Origin of the sequence: Janthinobacterium sp. 344 (assembly GCF_900112025.1) — a bacterium.
In the GTDB taxonomy this organism is placed as follows: Bacteria; Pseudomonadota; Gammaproteobacteria; order Burkholderiales; family Burkholderiaceae_D; genus Janthinobacterium.
On sequence record NZ_FOKL01000002.1, the window covers coordinates 192,773 to 208,616 of the forward strand.

General features: G+C 66.7%; 15 protein-coding genes. 3 read left to right on the forward strand and 12 right to left on the reverse strand.

Annotated features, from left to right (window positions below):
• Positions 1-2 precede the first annotated feature (2 nt).
• From BM193_RS07100 to gspG, 9 genes are read right to left on the reverse strand one after another with little or no spacing between them, the layout of a single operon-like run.
• Positions 3-494 (reverse strand): type II secretion system protein, encoded by a 492-nt coding sequence (locus BM193_RS07100; RefSeq protein ID WP_092798498.1) that lies wholly within the window; start codon positions 492-494, stop codon positions 3-5.
• Complete coding sequence (locus tag BM193_RS07105; RefSeq protein ID WP_092798497.1) at positions 491-2,524, reverse strand: secretin N-terminal domain-containing protein; 2,034 nt, start codon at positions 2,522-2,524, stop codon at positions 491-493. The genes BM193_RS07100 and BM193_RS07105 overlap by 4 nt, the downstream gene beginning before the upstream one ends.
• Positions 2,524-3,045: a hypothetical protein gene (locus tag BM193_RS07110; RefSeq protein WP_092798496.1), complete on the reverse strand. Its 522-nt coding sequence runs from the start codon at positions 3,043-3,045 to the stop codon at positions 2,524-2,526. Before BM193_RS07110 ends, BM193_RS07105 begins: the two co-directional genes overlap by 1 nt.
• A complete protein-coding gene (locus tag BM193_RS07115; RefSeq protein WP_092798495.1) occupies positions 3,042-3,617 on the reverse strand; it encodes a hypothetical protein in 576 nt (191 codons plus the stop codon). Before BM193_RS07115 ends, BM193_RS07110 begins: the two co-directional genes overlap by 4 nt.
• Entirely contained in the window at positions 3,614-4,162 is a 549-nt protein-coding gene (locus BM193_RS07120; protein ID WP_092798494.1) for a hypothetical protein, read from the reverse strand. Before BM193_RS07120 ends, BM193_RS07115 begins: the two co-directional genes overlap by 4 nt.
• Positions 4,159-4,983, reverse strand: a complete 825-nt coding sequence (locus BM193_RS07125; RefSeq protein ID WP_139176177.1) for a hypothetical protein — start codon at positions 4,981-4,983, stop codon at positions 4,159-4,161. Before BM193_RS07125 ends, BM193_RS07120 begins: the two co-directional genes overlap by 4 nt.
• A 19-nt stretch (positions 4,984-5,002) precedes the next feature.
• Positions 5,003-6,703, reverse strand: coding sequence for a GspE/PulE family protein (locus BM193_RS07130; RefSeq protein ID WP_092798492.1), 1,701 nt, complete (start codon positions 6,701-6,703; stop codon positions 5,003-5,005).
• On the reverse strand, positions 6,700-7,905 hold the full coding sequence (locus BM193_RS07135; RefSeq protein ID WP_092798491.1) for a type II secretion system F family protein: 1,206 nt from the start codon (positions 7,903-7,905) through the stop codon (positions 6,700-6,702). Before BM193_RS07135 ends, BM193_RS07130 begins: the two co-directional genes overlap by 4 nt.
• 36 nt (positions 7,906-7,941) lie before the next feature.
• Positions 7,942-8,385, reverse strand: coding sequence for a type II secretion system major pseudopilin GspG (gene gspG, locus BM193_RS07140; protein ID WP_092798490.1), 444 nt, complete (start codon positions 8,383-8,385; stop codon positions 7,942-7,944).
• Between the two features lie 473 nt (positions 8,386-8,858).
• Between gspG and BM193_RS07145 the strand changes: the two genes are divergently transcribed.
• From BM193_RS07145 to BM193_RS07155, 3 genes are all read left to right on the forward strand, one after another.
• The gene (locus BM193_RS07145) at positions 8,859-9,614 is read left to right on the forward strand and encodes an NF038120 family PEP-CTERM protein (RefSeq protein WP_254785925.1); all 756 of its coding nucleotides are present in this window, start codon (positions 8,859-8,861) and stop codon (positions 9,612-9,614) included.
• 43 nt (positions 9,615-9,657) lie between these two features.
• The gene (locus tag BM193_RS07150; protein ID WP_092798489.1) at positions 9,658-12,822 is read left to right on the forward strand and encodes a S8 family serine peptidase; all 3,165 of its coding nucleotides are present in this window, start codon (positions 9,658-9,660) and stop codon (positions 12,820-12,822) included.
• 363 nt (positions 12,823-13,185) lie between these two features.
• The gene (locus BM193_RS07155; protein WP_175533185.1) at positions 13,186-13,638 is read left to right on the forward strand and encodes a protease inhibitor I9 family protein; all 453 of its coding nucleotides are present in this window, start codon (positions 13,186-13,188) and stop codon (positions 13,636-13,638) included.
• Here BM193_RS07155 and BM193_RS07160 read toward each other — a convergent pair.
• From BM193_RS07160 to BM193_RS07170, 3 genes are all read right to left on the reverse strand, one after another.
• Positions 13,629-14,306 (reverse strand): LuxR C-terminal-related transcriptional regulator, encoded by a 678-nt coding sequence (locus BM193_RS07160; protein WP_092798487.1) that lies wholly within the window; start codon positions 14,304-14,306, stop codon positions 13,629-13,631. The genes BM193_RS07155 and BM193_RS07160 overlap by 10 nt on opposite strands.
• The gene (locus BM193_RS07165) at positions 14,303-15,004 is read right to left on the reverse strand and encodes a winged helix-turn-helix domain-containing protein (RefSeq protein WP_092798486.1); all 702 of its coding nucleotides are present in this window, start codon (positions 15,002-15,004) and stop codon (positions 14,303-14,305) included. The genes BM193_RS07160 and BM193_RS07165 overlap by 4 nt, the downstream gene beginning before the upstream one ends.
• Before the next feature lie 194 nt (positions 15,005-15,198).
• On the reverse strand, positions 15,199-15,837 hold the full coding sequence (locus tag BM193_RS07170; RefSeq protein ID WP_092798485.1) for an NF038129 family PEP-CTERM protein: 639 nt from the start codon (positions 15,835-15,837) through the stop codon (positions 15,199-15,201).
• Between the last annotated feature and the right edge of the window lie 7 nt (positions 15,838-15,844).

Below are 15,844 nucleotides of genomic sequence, written 5' to 3' on the forward strand. Positions count from 1 at the left end.
GTTCACCATTGGCGGTAAGGCACGTCATTCAGGCCGATCTTGTTGGACATGGAATACACATCGTACACGTCGTCGCCCTCGCGCGGCTCGCTGGCCTCGCTGGCATAGCTGCGCTTGCCCCAGGTCTGCGCATCGGTCAGGCCGGCATCCGCATTGAACGGGTCGCGCGGCACGCGGCGCAGGAAAAAAATCTTGCCACGCTTGGGATTGCGCTGGTCCACCACGCCCGCCACCAGCAGCTCCAGGCTTTTCGGGTAGCCGCTGGCGTCGGGCGCGCGCACGATGCGCCCTTCGTCGCCGGCGCGCTTATAGGCGTCGATGCCCTGGCGGATGTCGCGCAGCGCGCGCCGCAACTCCTGCTCCTGGCGCCGCTGCATGGCCACCTGCGTGACGGGCACCACCAGGGTGCCCAGCACGCCGAGGATGGCCAGGGTCACCAGCAGCTCGATCAGGCTAAAGCCGCGCCGTCCCTGCGGTGCATGCGCCAGTCTCATTTGGCGGGCGGCTGCGCCACCGGCACGGGCTGGCCTGATGACAGCGGCAACGGCGCCGTTTGCAGCGGCACGGGCTGGCCGGACGATATCGGCAGGGGCGACGCGGCCGGCTCAGGCGGCGATGACGGCGACGGCGACACTTCCGGCGCGGGCACCGTCTGCGGCAGCGGCGCCGGCAGCTGGCCCGGCGTCATCATCGGCTGCGGCGGCGCCGGCTGCATGCCGACGGCGGACGGACCGGAGCGCACGATCACCGTGCCCGGCATCTGCGTGGGGGCCTTGGCCGCCATGTCGGGACGGCGGCGGAAACTGCCTTCCGTGCCGGCCGAGAATTCCGACTCCTTCGCCTCCGGACGCTGCACCGTGCGCACCAGGTGCGGCGTGATCGACAGCACGATTTCCGTCTTCTGGCTGTCATCCTTGCTGCTGCCGAACAGGCGTCCCAGCACGGGAATGTCGCCCAGGCCCGGCACCTTGTTGCCGGCGCTGCGCTCTTCATTGTTGATCAGGCCCGCCAGCACCTGGTTCTCGCCATCCTTCAACTGCAGCATGGTCGAGGCCTGGCGCGTGCCGATCTGGTACAGGGTCGAACCGCTCTTGGTGATGGTGGCCGCGCCCAGGTTGCTCACCTCGAGCGAGATGCGGATGCCCACTTCGTCGTTCAGATAAATGGTGGGTTCGGCATTCACCGTCAAGCCCACGTCGAGGTAGCTGATCGACTCGGAAGCGAAGCCGCCCGTGCCAGGCGAGATGGTGGTGGTAATCACCGGCACCTTGTCGCCGATGACGAATTTCGCCTTTTCGCGGTTGCGCACGCGGATGCGCGGATTGGCCAGGATATTCGCGTCGCCATCCGTCTTCTTGGCGTTGGCCGTCACGGACAGGTCGCTCACGCCGATGGTGCGCTGGTTCAGGTTGTTCAAATCGTTGATGGTCAGGCCCGCGCCGCCCGAGGTGGAGAGCGGCGACAGCGTCAGACTCGTCGGCCAGGCCACGCCCAGCTCCAGCAGGCGGCTGCGCTTGACCTCGAGAATTTCCAGCTCCAGCACCACTTCCGCTTCCGGCACGTCCTGCAGCGCGATCAGGCGCTCGGCCAGGCGGATCGCCTCGGGCGTGTCGCGCACGATGACCAGGTTGAGTTTTTCATCGGCCACCACGTCGCGCGTCTTCAAAATGGTCTTGAGCGTGTTGGCCACCTGCTTGGCGTCCGCGTTCGCCAGGAAGAAGGTCTTTACCAGCACTTCCTGGTATTCCTTCAATTTCGCCGCCACGTTCGGATAGATCAGAATCGTGTTCGCATCCATCACCTGCTGCTCCAGCTGGTTCGTCACCAGCAGGAAGTAGACGGCCGATTCCACCGTGCTGTTTTTCAGGAAGATCGAGGTTTTCGCATCCGCCTTGACATCCTTGTCGAAGACAAAATTGAGGCCCGAACGTCGCGCGATCAGCTCGAACACCTGTTTCAACGGCGCGTCGCGGAACTCGATGGTGATCGGCTGCTTGTACGATCTGGCCAGGCCCGACTCCACCACGGGCGGCGCGGTTTTCTCATCGACGTCGCGCAGCAGCGCGCGCGCGCCGGCGTGATTCGGCTGCTCGGTGAGGATGGCGCTCAGGCGCTGGCGCGCCGGGTCATAGCGCTTGGCCTCGACATCTTTCTGTGCTTCGGCCAGCAACTTGCCCTGGCGCTGTTCGCGTTCGAGCGCGCGCAAGCCGCTGTTGGCGCGCTCGTTCTGCGCATCGATTTCCAGCACGCTCAGGAACGACGCGCGCGCCAGGTCGCCCTGCCCCGCCCGCGCCTGCCCCTCTGCCTGCTGCAGACGGGTGCTGGTGGCGCGCGCTCGCGCCTGCAGATAGGCGCTGCGAAATTGCGCATTGCCGGGATCTTGCTGCAGCGCTTCCTGCAGTTTTTGCAGGCCGGCCGGCACCTGGTCTTGCGCGATCAGCTCGCGCCCGTCGCGGTAGGCTTGCTGCCCGGCGCAGCCGGCCAGCAGCACCAGCAGCAGCGCCGATGAAAAGGAACGGGACATCACTCGAGTACTCCAATGTTGATCTGCTGAACCTGGTTCAACGGCAGATAAGTGAGCGTCATGACGGGCGGCGCGATCGTCACAACCTTGTAGGCGCCATCGATGATGGTATCGGCGCGCACGATATACGTCTTGTCGGCGCGCGACAGGAAGACTTCCCAGGCGCCGTCGGCGGCCGCCTTGCCCAGATAGACGAATGGCAGGGGCGGCGCCATCGGCGGTGGTGGCGGCGGCGGCGCGACCGCCACCATTTTCGGCGGCGGCGGGGTCCAGTTCTGGCTCTGGAAGACGCCATCGGCGCCGCCGAACGTCTCGCCATCCTCGCCCGCCACCTCACTGCGCGGCAGCAGCGCCAGGATGGCCGGCTGCGCCGCCTGCGGCCTGGCATCGCGCTGGCGCGCGGGCGCCACGGCCCGCTCCACCGCTTCGGCCACCTCGGCCACGGGTTGGCGCTCGCCAAACAGCAGCAAGGCGCCCGCGCCCAGCACGCCCGCCAGCAGCAGGATGTGACGCGGCGTCATGGCGTTTCTCCCGCGCTGCCGGACGGCGCATCGGTCAAATAGAAGGTCAGGCGCAAGCGCGCTTCGAGCTGCGTATCGGCGATCTGCTCGCGGCGGAAACTCAGTTCATCGAGCGAGGCAAACGGCATGGCGCGCAGCGCCTGCAGCGCGAACCGCCAGACGGCCGCATAACCGCCCTTCAGCGGCAGCATCACCTGGTAAGTGCTGACGCGGCTGGCCTTGTCATAGCTGCTCTTGTATTCGCCCTGCGCCAGCACCAGGCCATGCTTCGCCGCCAGGTCGAACAGCTGCTTGACGTGCTGCTCCGCGTGGCGCTGCGGTCCCAGGGTGGCATAGAAGCGGGCCAGGTTGTCGTTGGCGCTCGCCGCTGGCGCCGCGGCCGCCACGGCCAGCGACGCCACGGGCAAGGGGCGCGCTTCCAGCTGCGCCGCCACGGCGCGCTGCTGCCAGGCCCATACGCCGCCGGCCACGCCCAGCAGGCATAGCGCCACGGCGATGCAGGCCGGCGCGCCGGCCCGGCGCAGCAGCAATTGCGCCTGCAGGCGCGGCGAGCGCAGGTCGATGGCCTTCATGGCGTCCCCCAGCTGGCTTCGACCTGGAAGCGCAATGGCCGGTTCGGATCGAGTTCATTGATTTCATGACGCAGCAGGCGCGCGCGGCCGGCGAACAAGTCCTGCTGCTTGAGCTGCGCGATGTAGGCGATCATGGCGTCGCTGCTCTTCGTTTCCGCCGTGATCTTCAGCACCCGCTTGCGCGCATCCGGCTCCAGCGCCAGCAGCGCGATGTCGGGCGGCGTGGCGCTGGCCAGCGCATCCTGCAAGTCGCGCCACGGCAGATTCAATTGCAGGATGGCCGCATTCACGGCCGCCGCCTGCGCCGGCGCGATCGGCGTGACAGCCACCGGCGCCGGTCCCTGCGCCTGTGCCGCGACGCGCTGCTGGGCGCGCAGCAGCTGCGCCTCGCGCACATGCTGGCGCTGCAGGGCGGCGCTGCCACCATACGCGGCCGCCGCACACAAGGCGAGGCCGGCTACGCCAGCAACCCACACCCAGGCGGGCACGCGGTACAGGCTGCGCCGCCAGTGAGGCGGCGCGAAATCGATATCGAGGCGCGTCATGCCAGCCCTCCGCTGTGCGCCAGCTGCGCGGCGGGCGACAGGGCGCCGTCGGCCACCGGCGCAAACGCCGAGCAGGTCACTGCCGCGGCAGCGCGCGGCGCCAGCCAGGCGGCAGGCGCGGCGCCGCACAACTGCAGCATCGCGGGCGCGGCAACGCCCTGCAGCAGCGCCTCGCGGAGCAGCGTCTGCTCCAGCCATTCCGGCCCGGCGCCGGGCGGCACGCCCAGCGCGCGCACGGCACGCAAGGCGCCATCCTGCACTACGCCCAGGGTCAGCATGCCATCGTGCAGTTGCCCCAGCCAGGAGTGCGTTTGCAAGGCGCCGTGCCAGCGGTTCCAGTGACGCGCGAACTGCGGCGTGATGAAGAGCGGCGCCAGCTTGCGCTGCGCCGCCACGCGGTTGATCTGCGCCAGCAGCGCGCGCGGCGCGGCGCAAAAGAATGGCGTGCGCGCCGTCCAGGCGCCGCTGCTTTGCCACAGGCCAGGCGCATCGCCATACAGCGACTGGAAGCGCAGCGCGGCGGCCGCCTCGAGATCGGCCAGGCGCGTGGCGCCCTGCGGCAGATCCACCTGCCACAGGCGCGCCAGGCCATCGTCGAGCACCACGGACAAGGGCCAGCCCGCGTATTCGCCTTCCGGCAGCAGCTGTTCCAGCGCCTGCCCCAACGCGGCAAAGTCGCCGTGCAGACCGCTCTGCGGCACGCAGGCCTGCTCGGCCACCAGCGTCCACGCGGGGGCGCGCCAGCGGCTGGTGCGCCACAGGCTCACGCTGCCCGCCGCCACGCCCAGGCGCAAGCCCCGTCCCAGGCCAAACCGTTCCAAGCTCAACTTTCCCAAGCCGCTACGCATGCAGAGTGACCCTCTTGATTTCCGTGATGGTGGTGGCGCCCCGCTTGACCAGCTCCAGCGCCGCCAGGCGCAGGCTGCGCGTGCCGTTCGCGTGCGCCGCCGCCTTGATCTGGCGGATCGGCTTTTTATCGACGATGAGTTCGCGGATTTCATCGGTCAGCACGAGAATTTCGGCGATCGAACGGCGCCCCTTGTAGCCCGTGCCGCGGCAGTCGCCGCAGCCGGCGCCCTGCTTGAACTGGTAGTCCCTCACCTCGGCGCGCGTCAATCCCACGCTAGCCAGTTCGCTGTCGTCCGGCGTGTAGTCCGTGGCGCAGTGCGGGCAATTCGTGCGGATCAGGCGCTGCGCCCAGATGCCGTTCAGGGCCGACACAAACGCATACGGATCGATGCCCATGTGGGTAAACCGGCCAAAGACGTCGAAGACATTGTTCGCGTGCACGGTGGTCAGCACCAGGTGGCCCGTGAGCGCCGACTGCACGGCGATTTCCGCCGTCTCGCGGTCGCGGATCTCGCCCACCATGATCTTGTCGGGGTCGTGCCGCAGGATCGAGCGCAGGCCCTTGGCGAACGTCAGCCCCTTCTTTTCATTCACGGGTATCTGCAAAATGCCGGGCAACTGGTATTCGACGGGGTCTTCGATGGTGATGATCTTTTCGCGCCCGTTGTGGATTTCCGTCAGCGCCGCGTACAGGGTGGTGGTCTTGCCCGACCCCGTCGGCCCCGTCACCAGCAGCATGCCATACGCCTCCTGCGCCAGGCTGCGCAAGGCCACCAGCGAGGGCGCGTCGAAGCCCAGCGCCTCCAGCGTCAGGGCGCCATACGCTTCGATCATGGCGCGCTTGTCGAGAATGCGGATGACGGCATCCTCGCCATGGATGCTGGGCATGATGGAGACGCGCAGGTCGATGTCGCGCCCGCCCGCCTCGACGCGGAAGCTGCCGTCCTGCGGCACGCGGCGCTCGGCGATATCGAGTTCGGCCAGCACCTTCAGGCGCGAGATGATGTGCTCCGCCACTTCGATGCCGTTGACCGAGGTGGCATGATCGAGCACGCCGTCGACGCGGTACTTGACGGCCAGGCCGCCGGCCGTGCTTTCCAGGTGGATGTCCGACGCGCCCGCCTTCAGCGCATCGTACAGGGTCGAGTTGACCAGCTTGACGGCAGGACTGGCCGCTTCCGAGACGCTGGCGAACGACAGCACGGCGGCCGTCTTGCCGTCGCGCCGCGCGTCACTGGCGGCACCGGGCAGCAGGCTGTCGACGGCGCGCACCGACTCTTCCTGCTTCGACAGATAGGCATCGATATCGGCCAGCAGCGCCAGGCGCACGTCCAGCGTCCCCTGCCCGGTACGCGCGCCGAGCCAGGTTTGCAGGTCGAGGTCGAACGGATCGGCAATCACGCCCAGCAGCCGGCCATCGGACGCGCGCAGCAGCACGCTGTGGCGCGCCAGCGCCAGCGACAACGGCAGCAGGTCGAAGGCCGGCGCCATGGCCAGCATGTCCGCCGTTTCCAGCACGTCCAGGCCGAACGGCAGCGCCAGTTCGCGCACCACCTGGCGCGCATCGACGCCGCTCAGCTGCTGCAATTCCTCGACCAGGCCGCGCTTCGATTGCAGGCTCAGGGCGCGCGCGCGCTGTATCAGCGCAGGGTCGATCGCGGCCGCCAGCGGCGCGGAAGAAATCTGGTTCATGAAATGTCGCCGGCCAGGTCAAAGATGGGCATGTACAGCAGGATCACGATGGCCCCCACCACCAGGCCGATGGCGGCCATCAGCAGGGGTTCGAAGGTGCGCGTGAAACGGTCGATCCAGCGGCTGATTTCGCCGTCATAAAAGGCCGCCGACTGCGTCAGCATGGGGCCCATGTCGCCCGTGCGCTCGCCCACGCGCAGCATGCGCAGGGAAATCGGCGTCGTCAATTGATGCTGCTCGAATGCGGACGACAGGGGCTGGCCCGCCTCGACGGCCCCACGCGCCTGCTGCAGGGACGCCTGCATGCGCGGCGAGACCATCGCCTGCACGGTGGAAATCGCCTGCACGATGGTGATGCCCCCTTCGGAGAGCATGCCCAGGGTCAGGTACAGGCGCGACAATTCATAGATGCGCACGCGCTCGCCGATGCCGGGCAATTTGGCCAGCAGGCGCGCCACGCCGCCGTTGCGCAGCACGCGGCGCACGGCCGTGACCACGGCGCTGCCGACGATGGCCACGCCGGCCAGCAGCAGCACGCCATGCTCGGTGACGAACTGGCCCCAGCTGAGCATGACCTGCGACATCCATGGCAGGTTGCGCCCGGCACCCTGGTAGACCTCGGCGAAGCGCGGCACCACGTAGCTGATCAGGAAAGCGCTGACGCCGCCGCCCACGGCCAGCAGGATGGCGGGGTAGATGGCGGCGCTGACGATCTTGCCGCGCACGATATCGATGCGCTGCTGGTAATCGATGTAGCGCGACAGGGCGCGCGGCAGGTCGCTGGTGCCTTCGGCCGCCTTGACGATGCCGATGTACAAGGGAGGGAACAGTTCGGCCTGCTCCGCCAGCACGGCGGAAAAGCGCTTGCCCTCACGCAAGCCCTCGAGCAGGCGCGTGAGCACGCCGCGCGTGGCCGGCGAGGCTTCCTTTTCCAGCAAGGCTTCCAGCGCCTCGACGATGCCGAGGCCCGCGTTGAGCAGGGCCAGCAATTCCTGGCTGAACAGCAGCAGCGGCAGGGCCCGCGCCCGCTGGCGTCCGGCGGCGCTGAACGGCGTGGCGCGCACGGGCCGGATGGCGCTGACGAACAGGCCGCGCGCCTCGGCCTGGCGGCGCGCATCGGCTTCGTCGCGCCCATCGATCACACAGGTCAACAGGGTCGACACCGTCTGGTCGGAGGCAAGCGCGCGCACTTCAAACTGCATGATGGCGTATCCGTAGAGAAGAAATGACTGCTGGCGCTATTGCGAGCTGATGTCGGCATTCTCGCCGCTGCCGCCCGGCTGGCCATCCTTGCCCATGGAGACGATATCGTATTCGCCCTTGCTGCCGGGCGCGCGGTATTGATAGGCATGGCCCCACGGATCGAGCGGCACGGCTTTTTTCAGGTAGGGACCGTTCCAGCGCGTGCCGGCGGTCGGGGGGGCGACCAGCAGCGCGGCCAGCCCCTCTTCCGTGGTCGGATAGCGGCCCACGTCGAGCCGGTAAGTGTCGAGCGATTTTTCAAACGCCTCGATCTGTGCCTTGGCCACCGTCACCTCGGACTTGCCCAGCTGGGCGAAATACTTGGGACCGACATACGCGGCGAGCAAGCCGATGATGACGATAACGACCAACAATTCGAGCAATGTAAAGCCGCGCGCCCGGCGCGCCGCCGTGAAACCCTGCCTGTGTGCTGCATGCATCCGGATACCCCTTTTACTGACATTCAATCCATTGCGCCCACGTGCACAGCTGGTGGCCACGCACAGGCGGCGCACGCTTGCCTGATGCTCGTCAGCCTACCATGCCGATTGTGGTTAATACAATCTTTTTATTTGTACTGTGAACAACAAATTCCATGGGAAACCATCGCGGCGACAGCGCGGTGGCGGTTCCGCAAGATGCGCCGGCATGGTAGCGGGACTAACCTGCAATCAACTATTTTCAATTGGGAAGCAAGTAACTATCGGTTTCATTTTCCATAGTAAAAGATAAATTTTATTCATTCAAAATTTGTAACCTTCAAATTAAATTTGAAAGAATATTGCACAATAGAATTGCATCTTTTGCTATAGTAAAAATCAATTTTTTGCCGATTGGTCTTATCCGGCCAGCAGCAAGGGATTGAAGAAGACGCAAAACATATTGCATCCTTAAAACTACCAAGGGAAGATCCATGACTCATATCGTGCAATCGCAATCCGGCCGTCCGGCCACGTTCCCCCTCAAACACATCGCTGCCGCCGCCTTGCTGGCGCTGGCCGGCGGCGCCGCCCCGGCCGCCATGGCCGGCGTGATCGACTTCAACAATTTCGACAATACCTTTGTCGGCCACACGGATTACTTCGAAACGGGCGGCTTCCGCCTGACGGGCGAGTCGAATGTCCTGGGCGCCAACCCTGGCGACCTGGTGGGCGCCATCCTGGACGGCAGCGACCGCTATTCCTGCGATATCGCCTGCCCGACCAACAACAGCAGCAATTACTATGCGGCGCTGAACGACGGCATCCTCTTCCTCGAGGCCAGCCAGCCAGGCGGCCTGGTCAGCGTACAAGGCTTCGACGCCAGCTTCATCGGCCATGCCCAGGGCATCTCGTATCCAGCCGTTTCCGGCCTGCTGCGCCTGCAAGGCTTCTATGCCGACGGTAGTTCCGTGTATGAAACCTACCAGCTCGGCGGCCCCATCGGCGGCAACTTCCTGTTCCAGCATTACGACACCAGCAGCAGCTTCGGCAGCCAGCAGTTCGCCTCGGTAGCCTTCTTCGGCTTCAGCTGCAACACGGCGGGCAGCTGCAGCGCCTTCAGCACCAACAAGGGCCAGTTCGCGCTCGACAATATCGTCGCCTCGGTACCGGAGCCATCGACCTACGCCATGCTGCTGCTGGGCCTGGCCGGCGTGGGCTTTGCCGCGCGCCGCCGCCAGCAAGCCTGATGCGTCCTTTTCCGATCCCGCTACCGTTACCAGGAAACCATTCATGACATTCCGCCCGACCTTGCGTCCGACCTTGCGTCCCCTCTCGCTGGCCATCCTCAGCCTGTTTGCCAGCCTGAGCCTCAACGCGCACGCCGACGACCTGCGCCGTCCCTATATCGTGCAGCTCACCGATCAGCCGATCGCCTCCTACGCCGGCACCGTGGACGGCTTGAGCGCCACCCAGCCGGCAGCCGGCGCGCGCCTCGACCTGGCCAGCAGCGAAGTCCAGCTGTATGGCGATTACCTCGACCAGAAACAGGCCCGCGTGCAAGCCATCATCGCCGCCGCGCCCGTGCAATACCAGTACAAGATCGTGCTCAACGGCTTTTCCGCCCTGCTGACCGACGCCGAAGTGCGCCAGCTGCAGGCGAGCGGCGACGTGGCCAGCATCGCCCCGGACGAGCCGCGCACGCTGCAAACGAATTACACGCCCACCTTCCTTGGCCTGGACCAGCCGGGCGGCCTGTGGAACCAGCTGGGCGGCAAGCAGCATGCGGGCGAAGACATCATCATCGGCATCGTCGATGGCGGCGTGTGGCCGGAAAACCTGTCCTATGCCGACAAGGTCGACGCCAACGGCACCCCCACCTTCGATGCGAACGCCACCCTGGCCTACGGCGCGCCGCCGGCTGGCTGGAGCGGCACTTGCCAGACGGGTGAAGCCTTTACGCAAGCCCATTGCAACAACAAGCTGATCGGCGCGCAGTACTTCAACGCCGTGCGCCTGACCGAAACGGACAAGATCCAGCACTGGAGCGAATTCACCTCGCCGCGCGATTCCGTGGGCGACCCCAGCGGTGAAGGCGGCCATGGCACGCATACCTCGTCCACCGCGGGCGGCAACAGCGGCGTGCCGGCAAGCGCCAACGGCACCCCGCTGGGGGCCATTTCCGGCATCGCGCCGCGCGCGCGCCTGTCCGTCTACAAGGTGTGCTGGTCGTACAACCTGGCGACCCAGGCCACGGGCGCGAAGAACGGCTGCTACGGCGGCGACAGCGTGGCGGCCATCGAGAAAGCCGTGCGCGACGGCGTGCACGTGATCAACTATTCGATCAGCGGCGGCGGCGTCGTCAATGACCCCGTGGAACAAGCCTTTTTGCATGCCTCGAACGCGGGCGTCTTCGTTGCCGCCTCGGCCGGCAATGCGGGACCGGCCAATACCGTGGCCCACGTCAGCCCATGGATCACCACCGTGGCGGCCTCGACGCACAACCGCGCCAACCAGGCCACCGTCACGCTGGGCAACGGCGCCAGCTACACGGGCGCCTCGCTCAACTACAACCCGCTGCCGGCGACCGCGCTGATCCGCGCACAGGATGCGGGCTTGCCCGGCGCCGATGCGCAAAAACTGGCCCTGTGCTACCGCGCCGGCGACAACGGCGGCGTGGCCCTGCTGGATCCGGCCAAGGTCGCCGGCAAGGTCGTCAGCTGCCTGCGCGGCACCACGGCACGCACCGACAAGGGCGTCGCCGTGCTGGAAGCGGGCGGCGCCGGCATGGTGCTGGTCGACACGGGCATCGGCCTGGTGTCCGACCCGCACGTGCTGCCCGCCGTGCATGTCAGTGCCGCCGATGGCGCGCTGATCAACGCCCAGGCGCAGACGGGCGCGGCCACGGCCGCCATCTCGCGTTTCGTCACCAACGGCAACGGCCCGGCCGCCCCCGTGGTGGCTGATTTCTCGTCGCGCGGCCCGAACCTGTTCGATGCCAACCTGCTGAAACCGGACCTCACGGCGCCTGGCGTGGACATCCTGGCCGGCGGCACGCCCGCCCTGTCGCGCGCCCAGCGCGATGCCGTGCAAGATGGCAGCCTGGTGCCGGCGCAAGCCTACATCTTCCTGCAAGGCACCTCGATGGCCAGCCCGCACGTGGCCGGCCTGGCAGCCCTGCTGCGCCAGCAGCATCCGACGTGGAGCCCGGCCGCCATCAAGTCGGCCCTGATGACCACCGGCAGCACCACCCTGCCCGACATCCAGGCCGGCGATGCGCGCGGCATCCTGCCATGGGGCCAGGGCGCCGGCCATGTGACGCCGAACAAGGCTGCCGATCCGGGCCTGGTGTACGACGCCACCCTGGCCGACTACAAGAAATACATGTGCGGCGTCGGCATGACTGCCGAGTGCGCCGGTGGCACGTTGGCCGGCTATAACCTGAACATGCCGTCGATCACCATCGCCAATGTGCTGGGCACGCAAACGGTCACGCGCCGCGTCACCAACGTGGGCAGCAGCAGCGCCAGCTACACGGCAAGCGCCTCGATCAGCGGCTACAGCATCGCCGTCGCGCCAAGCACCCTGGTGCTGGCGCCAGGTGAAACCAAGTCCTTCACGGTGACACTGACGCGCACCACGGCGGCCGACAATGTCTGGCAGTACGGCGCACTGGTCTGGAGCGACGGCGTGCACACGGTACGCAGCCCCGTCACGGCGCGTTCCGGCCGCGCCGTGCAGTCGCCTGCCCTGCTGCAGGCTGACAAGGTCAGTGGCTTGCGCCAGATCAACCTGAGCACGGGCTTTGCGGGCAAGGTGGGCGCGGCAACGGGCGGCCTGAAGGAAGTGGCCCGCAGCGAGCAAACCGTGAACCAGGCGCCGGCAGGCAGCATGGAAACGGTGGCGCAGATGACGGCCGCGTGCAAGGCCGGCAGCGGCGGCGTGCGCACCGTCAATGTCAGCATTCCCGCCAGCACGGTGGTGGCGCGTTTTGAAATCTTCGACCGCGACACCACCGAAGGCACGGGCAATGACCTCGACTTGATGCTGCTCAATGGCGCCGGCACGGCCGTCGCCATGTCGGCCACGGCCGGCTCGAACGAGGCGATCACCGTGACCACCCCGGCGGCAGGCAGCTACAAGGTGTGCGTGATCGGCTATGAACTGGCAAATGGCGTATCGACCGGCTTCGGCCTGTCGTCGGCCGTCGTCACGACAGCCGACAAGGGCGGCAACCTGAAAGCCACCCTGCCAGGCAAGGTGTACGTGGGCGGCAGCGCCACGGCCGGCGTCAGCTGGTCGGGCCTGGAAACGGGCAAGCGCTACCTGGGCGGCGTAGTCTTCCTTGATGGCAACAACGCGGCAGCCTCCACCACCGTGCTGTCGGTGGAGACCAACAACCCGCTGCCGCTGGCCGTCCCCAGCCAGCGCAAGGTGAAGGCGGACGCCAAGCTGTAACGGCAACGTTCTGACGTGACACAACGCGCCCTGCGGGGCGCGTTTTTTTTGGCTATGTCACAGGAATCCTGATGCCGCCTGATGCGGCGCGACGCACCATTGTCCATCCGGCGCCGGCCCCGCTGTCGCCAGCCTCGGCCTCGATGAACGCTATTGCCTGCTGCAAATAGCGCTACCTGGGCATGATCGAATGGCAGGATGCCAACGGCGCGACGGCGGCATCGACCTTCGTGACGGTCAAAGCTAAGGCGGCAGCGCAATAAACGGTGCTGCCATGGACGGGGAGACGGCAAGGCAGCGCCGCCCTCCCCGTTCTGCCACGGGAGTACAATCGTTGCACGACCTCGCATGAAAGGAAGCGACATGCCCACACGCACTCTGACCTTCGCCCTGCTCGCCACTGCCGCCAGCCTGGCCGGCGCCGTGCAAACGGACGGGCAGGCGCCCGCCGCGCAGGCACGGCGCGCCTACATCGTGCAACTGGCCGATGCGCCGCTGGCCGCCTACACGGGCGGCGTGCCGGGCCTGGCGCCCGCCATCGCCCAGGGCCGGCGCCTCGACACGGGCAGCGAGGCGGCGCGCCGCTACACGGCCTACCTGGAAGACAAGCAGAATGCCGTGCTGGCGCTGGTGGCCGAAGCGCCCGTGCAGTACCGCTACACCGTGACCTTGAACGGTTTTGCCGCCATGCTGACGCCGGACGAAGCGGCGCGCCTGAAGGCGCACCCTGGCGTGCTGCAAGTATCGCTGAGCACGGTGGAACATGTGAATGAAAGTGGCGGGATGAAACAGGGACGCCCGCAGGATCAGCTGTGATGGCCGATCAGCCGTAGCGCCATGCCACGCGTGACGGCTTGCGTGCGGTTGCTCACGCCCAATAATTTATAGATGCGCTGCAAGTGGCTTTTCACGGTCCAGCCGCTGATGCCGAGGATCAAGCCCACTTCCTCGTTGCTCTTGCCGATACTGACCCAGCGCAAGATCTCCAGTTCGCGGGCGCTGGCCGCGCGCGGCGCGGCGATGGTGCGCGGCGGGAGGCTGTCCGGCAATGCCAGCCAGTGCAACTGCAGATACGGCAGCAGCAATTCCAGCACATACGCCTGGCGCGCCGCGTCCGCCCCGGGCATCGGCGTGGCATGCAGCGCAAACAGACTGCCGCCACCGGCCGCCAGGTTGCCATGCACGAGCACCTGATCGATCATGCGCGCCTGCTGGCCCGCCGCGCGCCAGGCCCGCGCCAGCTGCGCCACCTGCTCCTGGAGCACGCATAATTGCCCCGTATCGAGCACGGCGCTATGCCACGCTTCGCTGCGCAGCACGGCGCCGTCGCCCCCCAGCTGCGCGCAGACGAGGACGGCGTGCGGCAGCAACGCCTGCAGCGGCCCCTGGCTCCACAGGAAGAAATCGCTGCGCGCGGCGATGCCATGCGCGCCGACGATGGCATGCAGCAGATATTCCTGCTCCCTGGCCGTCAGCGGCATCATGCGCAGGCGGCGTCACACGCCTGGTAACGGTAGCCGCTGCCGCGCACGGTTTCGATATGGTGGCCGCAGCCGCCCGGCTGCAAGGCGTGGCGCAAGCGCCCCACGTGGGCATCGACCGTGCGTTCATCCAGATAGGCGGCCTGGCCCCACACCTGGTCCAGCAGTTGCGCGCGACTGTGCACCCTGCCGGGATGGTCCATGAGGAAATGCAGCAGCTTGAATTCCACGCGGCCCAGATTGATGGGCACCTTGCCGGCCGTCACGCGCAAGGTATGGGGATCGAGGCGCAGCGCCGCCTGGCCGCCTGCGTCGCGCAACAGCATGCGCGCGCGTCGGCGCAGCAGCGCGTGCACGCGGGCCAGCATCTCGCGCGGGCCGAAGGGCTTGCACAGGTAATCATCGGCACCGCTTTCCAGCGCCAGCACCTTGTCGTGCTCGCTGTCGCGCGCGCTGGCCATGATGATGGGCAATTCGCACAGCGCGCCATCCTGGCGCAGCTGGCGCAGCAAGGTAATCCCCGAGGCGTCCGGCAACTCCCATTCCAGCAGCAGCAAGTCGGGCGCATCCACGGCCATCAGCGCCTGCGCGCCGCGCGCGTTCAGGGCGCAACTGACCCGGTAGCCGGCCCCTTCAAGGTTATGCAGCAGCAAGGCTTGCATGGCGGGCGCGGGATCGAGCAGCAGAATATGACGGCGCATGATGCATCCTTCCGAAAAAGTTGGCGGCCCTCCATGAAAAACTAGACGGCCCGACAAGTTTTTGACTATGCATCAAGCGTAAAACGCTGACTAATACAATTTAGTTTCCTGATTTATAGCTATTCCAAATAAATAGGCGAAAAAAAAACACAGCGCACCAGGGGCGCGCTGTGTTCAGGCGGGACAACTGTACCTTATGCCGGCATGACGGGCTGGCGGCGGCGCAGGGCAAAACCGATCAGCGCCAGGCCGCCCGTCAGCATCAGCCATTCCGACGCTTCCGGCACGGCCGAGATCGAAGCGATGTTGGCATAGGTGCTGCCGGCGATGCTGGCGGGCACGCCGCCATTGAGCGGCGTCAGTTCGAACTGCAGCAGGTTGCCATTCACGTTGCCCAGGTAAGCCGTGCCGCTAGCATCGAGCAAGCCCACGCCGAAGGTCGTGCCCGCATTGCCGGCCGTGTTCAAGAAGTCGCCGCCAAAGACGATGTTGAAGGCGAACTTGCCGCCCAGGGTCACGTTATGAAACCAATCGTTGTAGGCACCGCTGTTGCCGAAGGTCAAGCTGCCGGGTACGCTGCCGCTGACATTGCCTTCCTGCGATTCCAGCGCGCCGAAGGCGCCCGAGAAGTTGCTCAGGGTGGCGCTGGCGCCCGGTGCGGGACTGTTGCCGGCGATAAAGGCGAAGTCGAGGAAGCCGGCGCCGGAAAAGGCGCTCGTGTCGATTTCCACGTGATAGCCGAGCGGGTCCGCCAGCGCCAGGCTGCTGCTGCCAGCGAGCAAGGCGGCCAGCACGGCGCGGCGCAGGGTGAGATTGAATTTTACTGTCAACATGATGGTG

What these genes read in the sequence shown, in the direction of transcription:
- BM193_RS07145 (WP_254785925.1), top strand. Translation starts at nt 8,859, where the DNA reads ATGACTCATATCGTGCAATCGCAATCCGGCCGTCCGGCCACGTTCCCC.
- gspG (WP_092798490.1), bottom strand. Translation starts at nt 8,385, where the DNA reads ATGCATGCAGCACACAGGCAGGGTTTCACGGCGGCGCGCCGGGCGCGC.
- BM193_RS07115 (WP_092798495.1), bottom strand. Translation starts at nt 3,617, where the DNA reads ATGAAGGCCATCGACCTGCGCTCGCCGCGCCTGCAGGCGCAATTGCTG.
- BM193_RS07155 (WP_175533185.1), top strand. Translation starts at nt 13,186, where the DNA reads ATGCCCACACGCACTCTGACCTTCGCCCTGCTCGCCACTGCCGCCAGC.
- BM193_RS07120 (WP_092798494.1), bottom strand. Translation starts at nt 4,162, where the DNA reads ATGACGCGCCTCGATATCGATTTCGCGCCGCCTCACTGGCGGCGCAGC.
- BM193_RS07130 (WP_092798492.1), bottom strand. Translation starts at nt 6,703, where the DNA reads ATGAACCAGATTTCTTCCGCGCCGCTGGCGGCCGCGATCGACCCTGCG.
- BM193_RS07165 (WP_092798486.1), bottom strand. Translation starts at nt 15,004, where the DNA reads ATGCGCCGTCATATTCTGCTGCTCGATCCCGCGCCCGCCATGCAAGCC.
- BM193_RS07170 (WP_092798485.1), bottom strand. Translation starts at nt 15,837, where the DNA reads ATGTTGACAGTAAAATTCAATCTCACCCTGCGCCGCGCCGTGCTGGCC.
- BM193_RS07135 (WP_092798491.1), bottom strand. Translation starts at nt 7,905, where the DNA reads ATGCAGTTTGAAGTGCGCGCGCTTGCCTCCGACCAGACGGTGTCGACC.
- BM193_RS07110 (WP_092798496.1), bottom strand. Translation starts at nt 3,045, where the DNA reads ATGACGCCGCGTCACATCCTGCTGCTGGCGGGCGTGCTGGGCGCGGGC.
- BM193_RS07160 (WP_092798487.1), bottom strand. Translation starts at nt 14,306, where the DNA reads ATGATGCCGCTGACGGCCAGGGAGCAGGAATATCTGCTGCATGCCATC.
- BM193_RS07100 (WP_092798498.1), bottom strand. Translation starts at nt 494, where the DNA reads ATGAGACTGGCGCATGCACCGCAGGGACGGCGCGGCTTTAGCCTGATC.
- BM193_RS07105 (WP_092798497.1), bottom strand. Translation starts at nt 2,524, where the DNA reads ATGTCCCGTTCCTTTTCATCGGCGCTGCTGCTGGTGCTGCTGGCCGGC.
- BM193_RS07150 (WP_092798489.1), top strand. Translation starts at nt 9,658, where the DNA reads ATGACATTCCGCCCGACCTTGCGTCCGACCTTGCGTCCCCTCTCGCTG.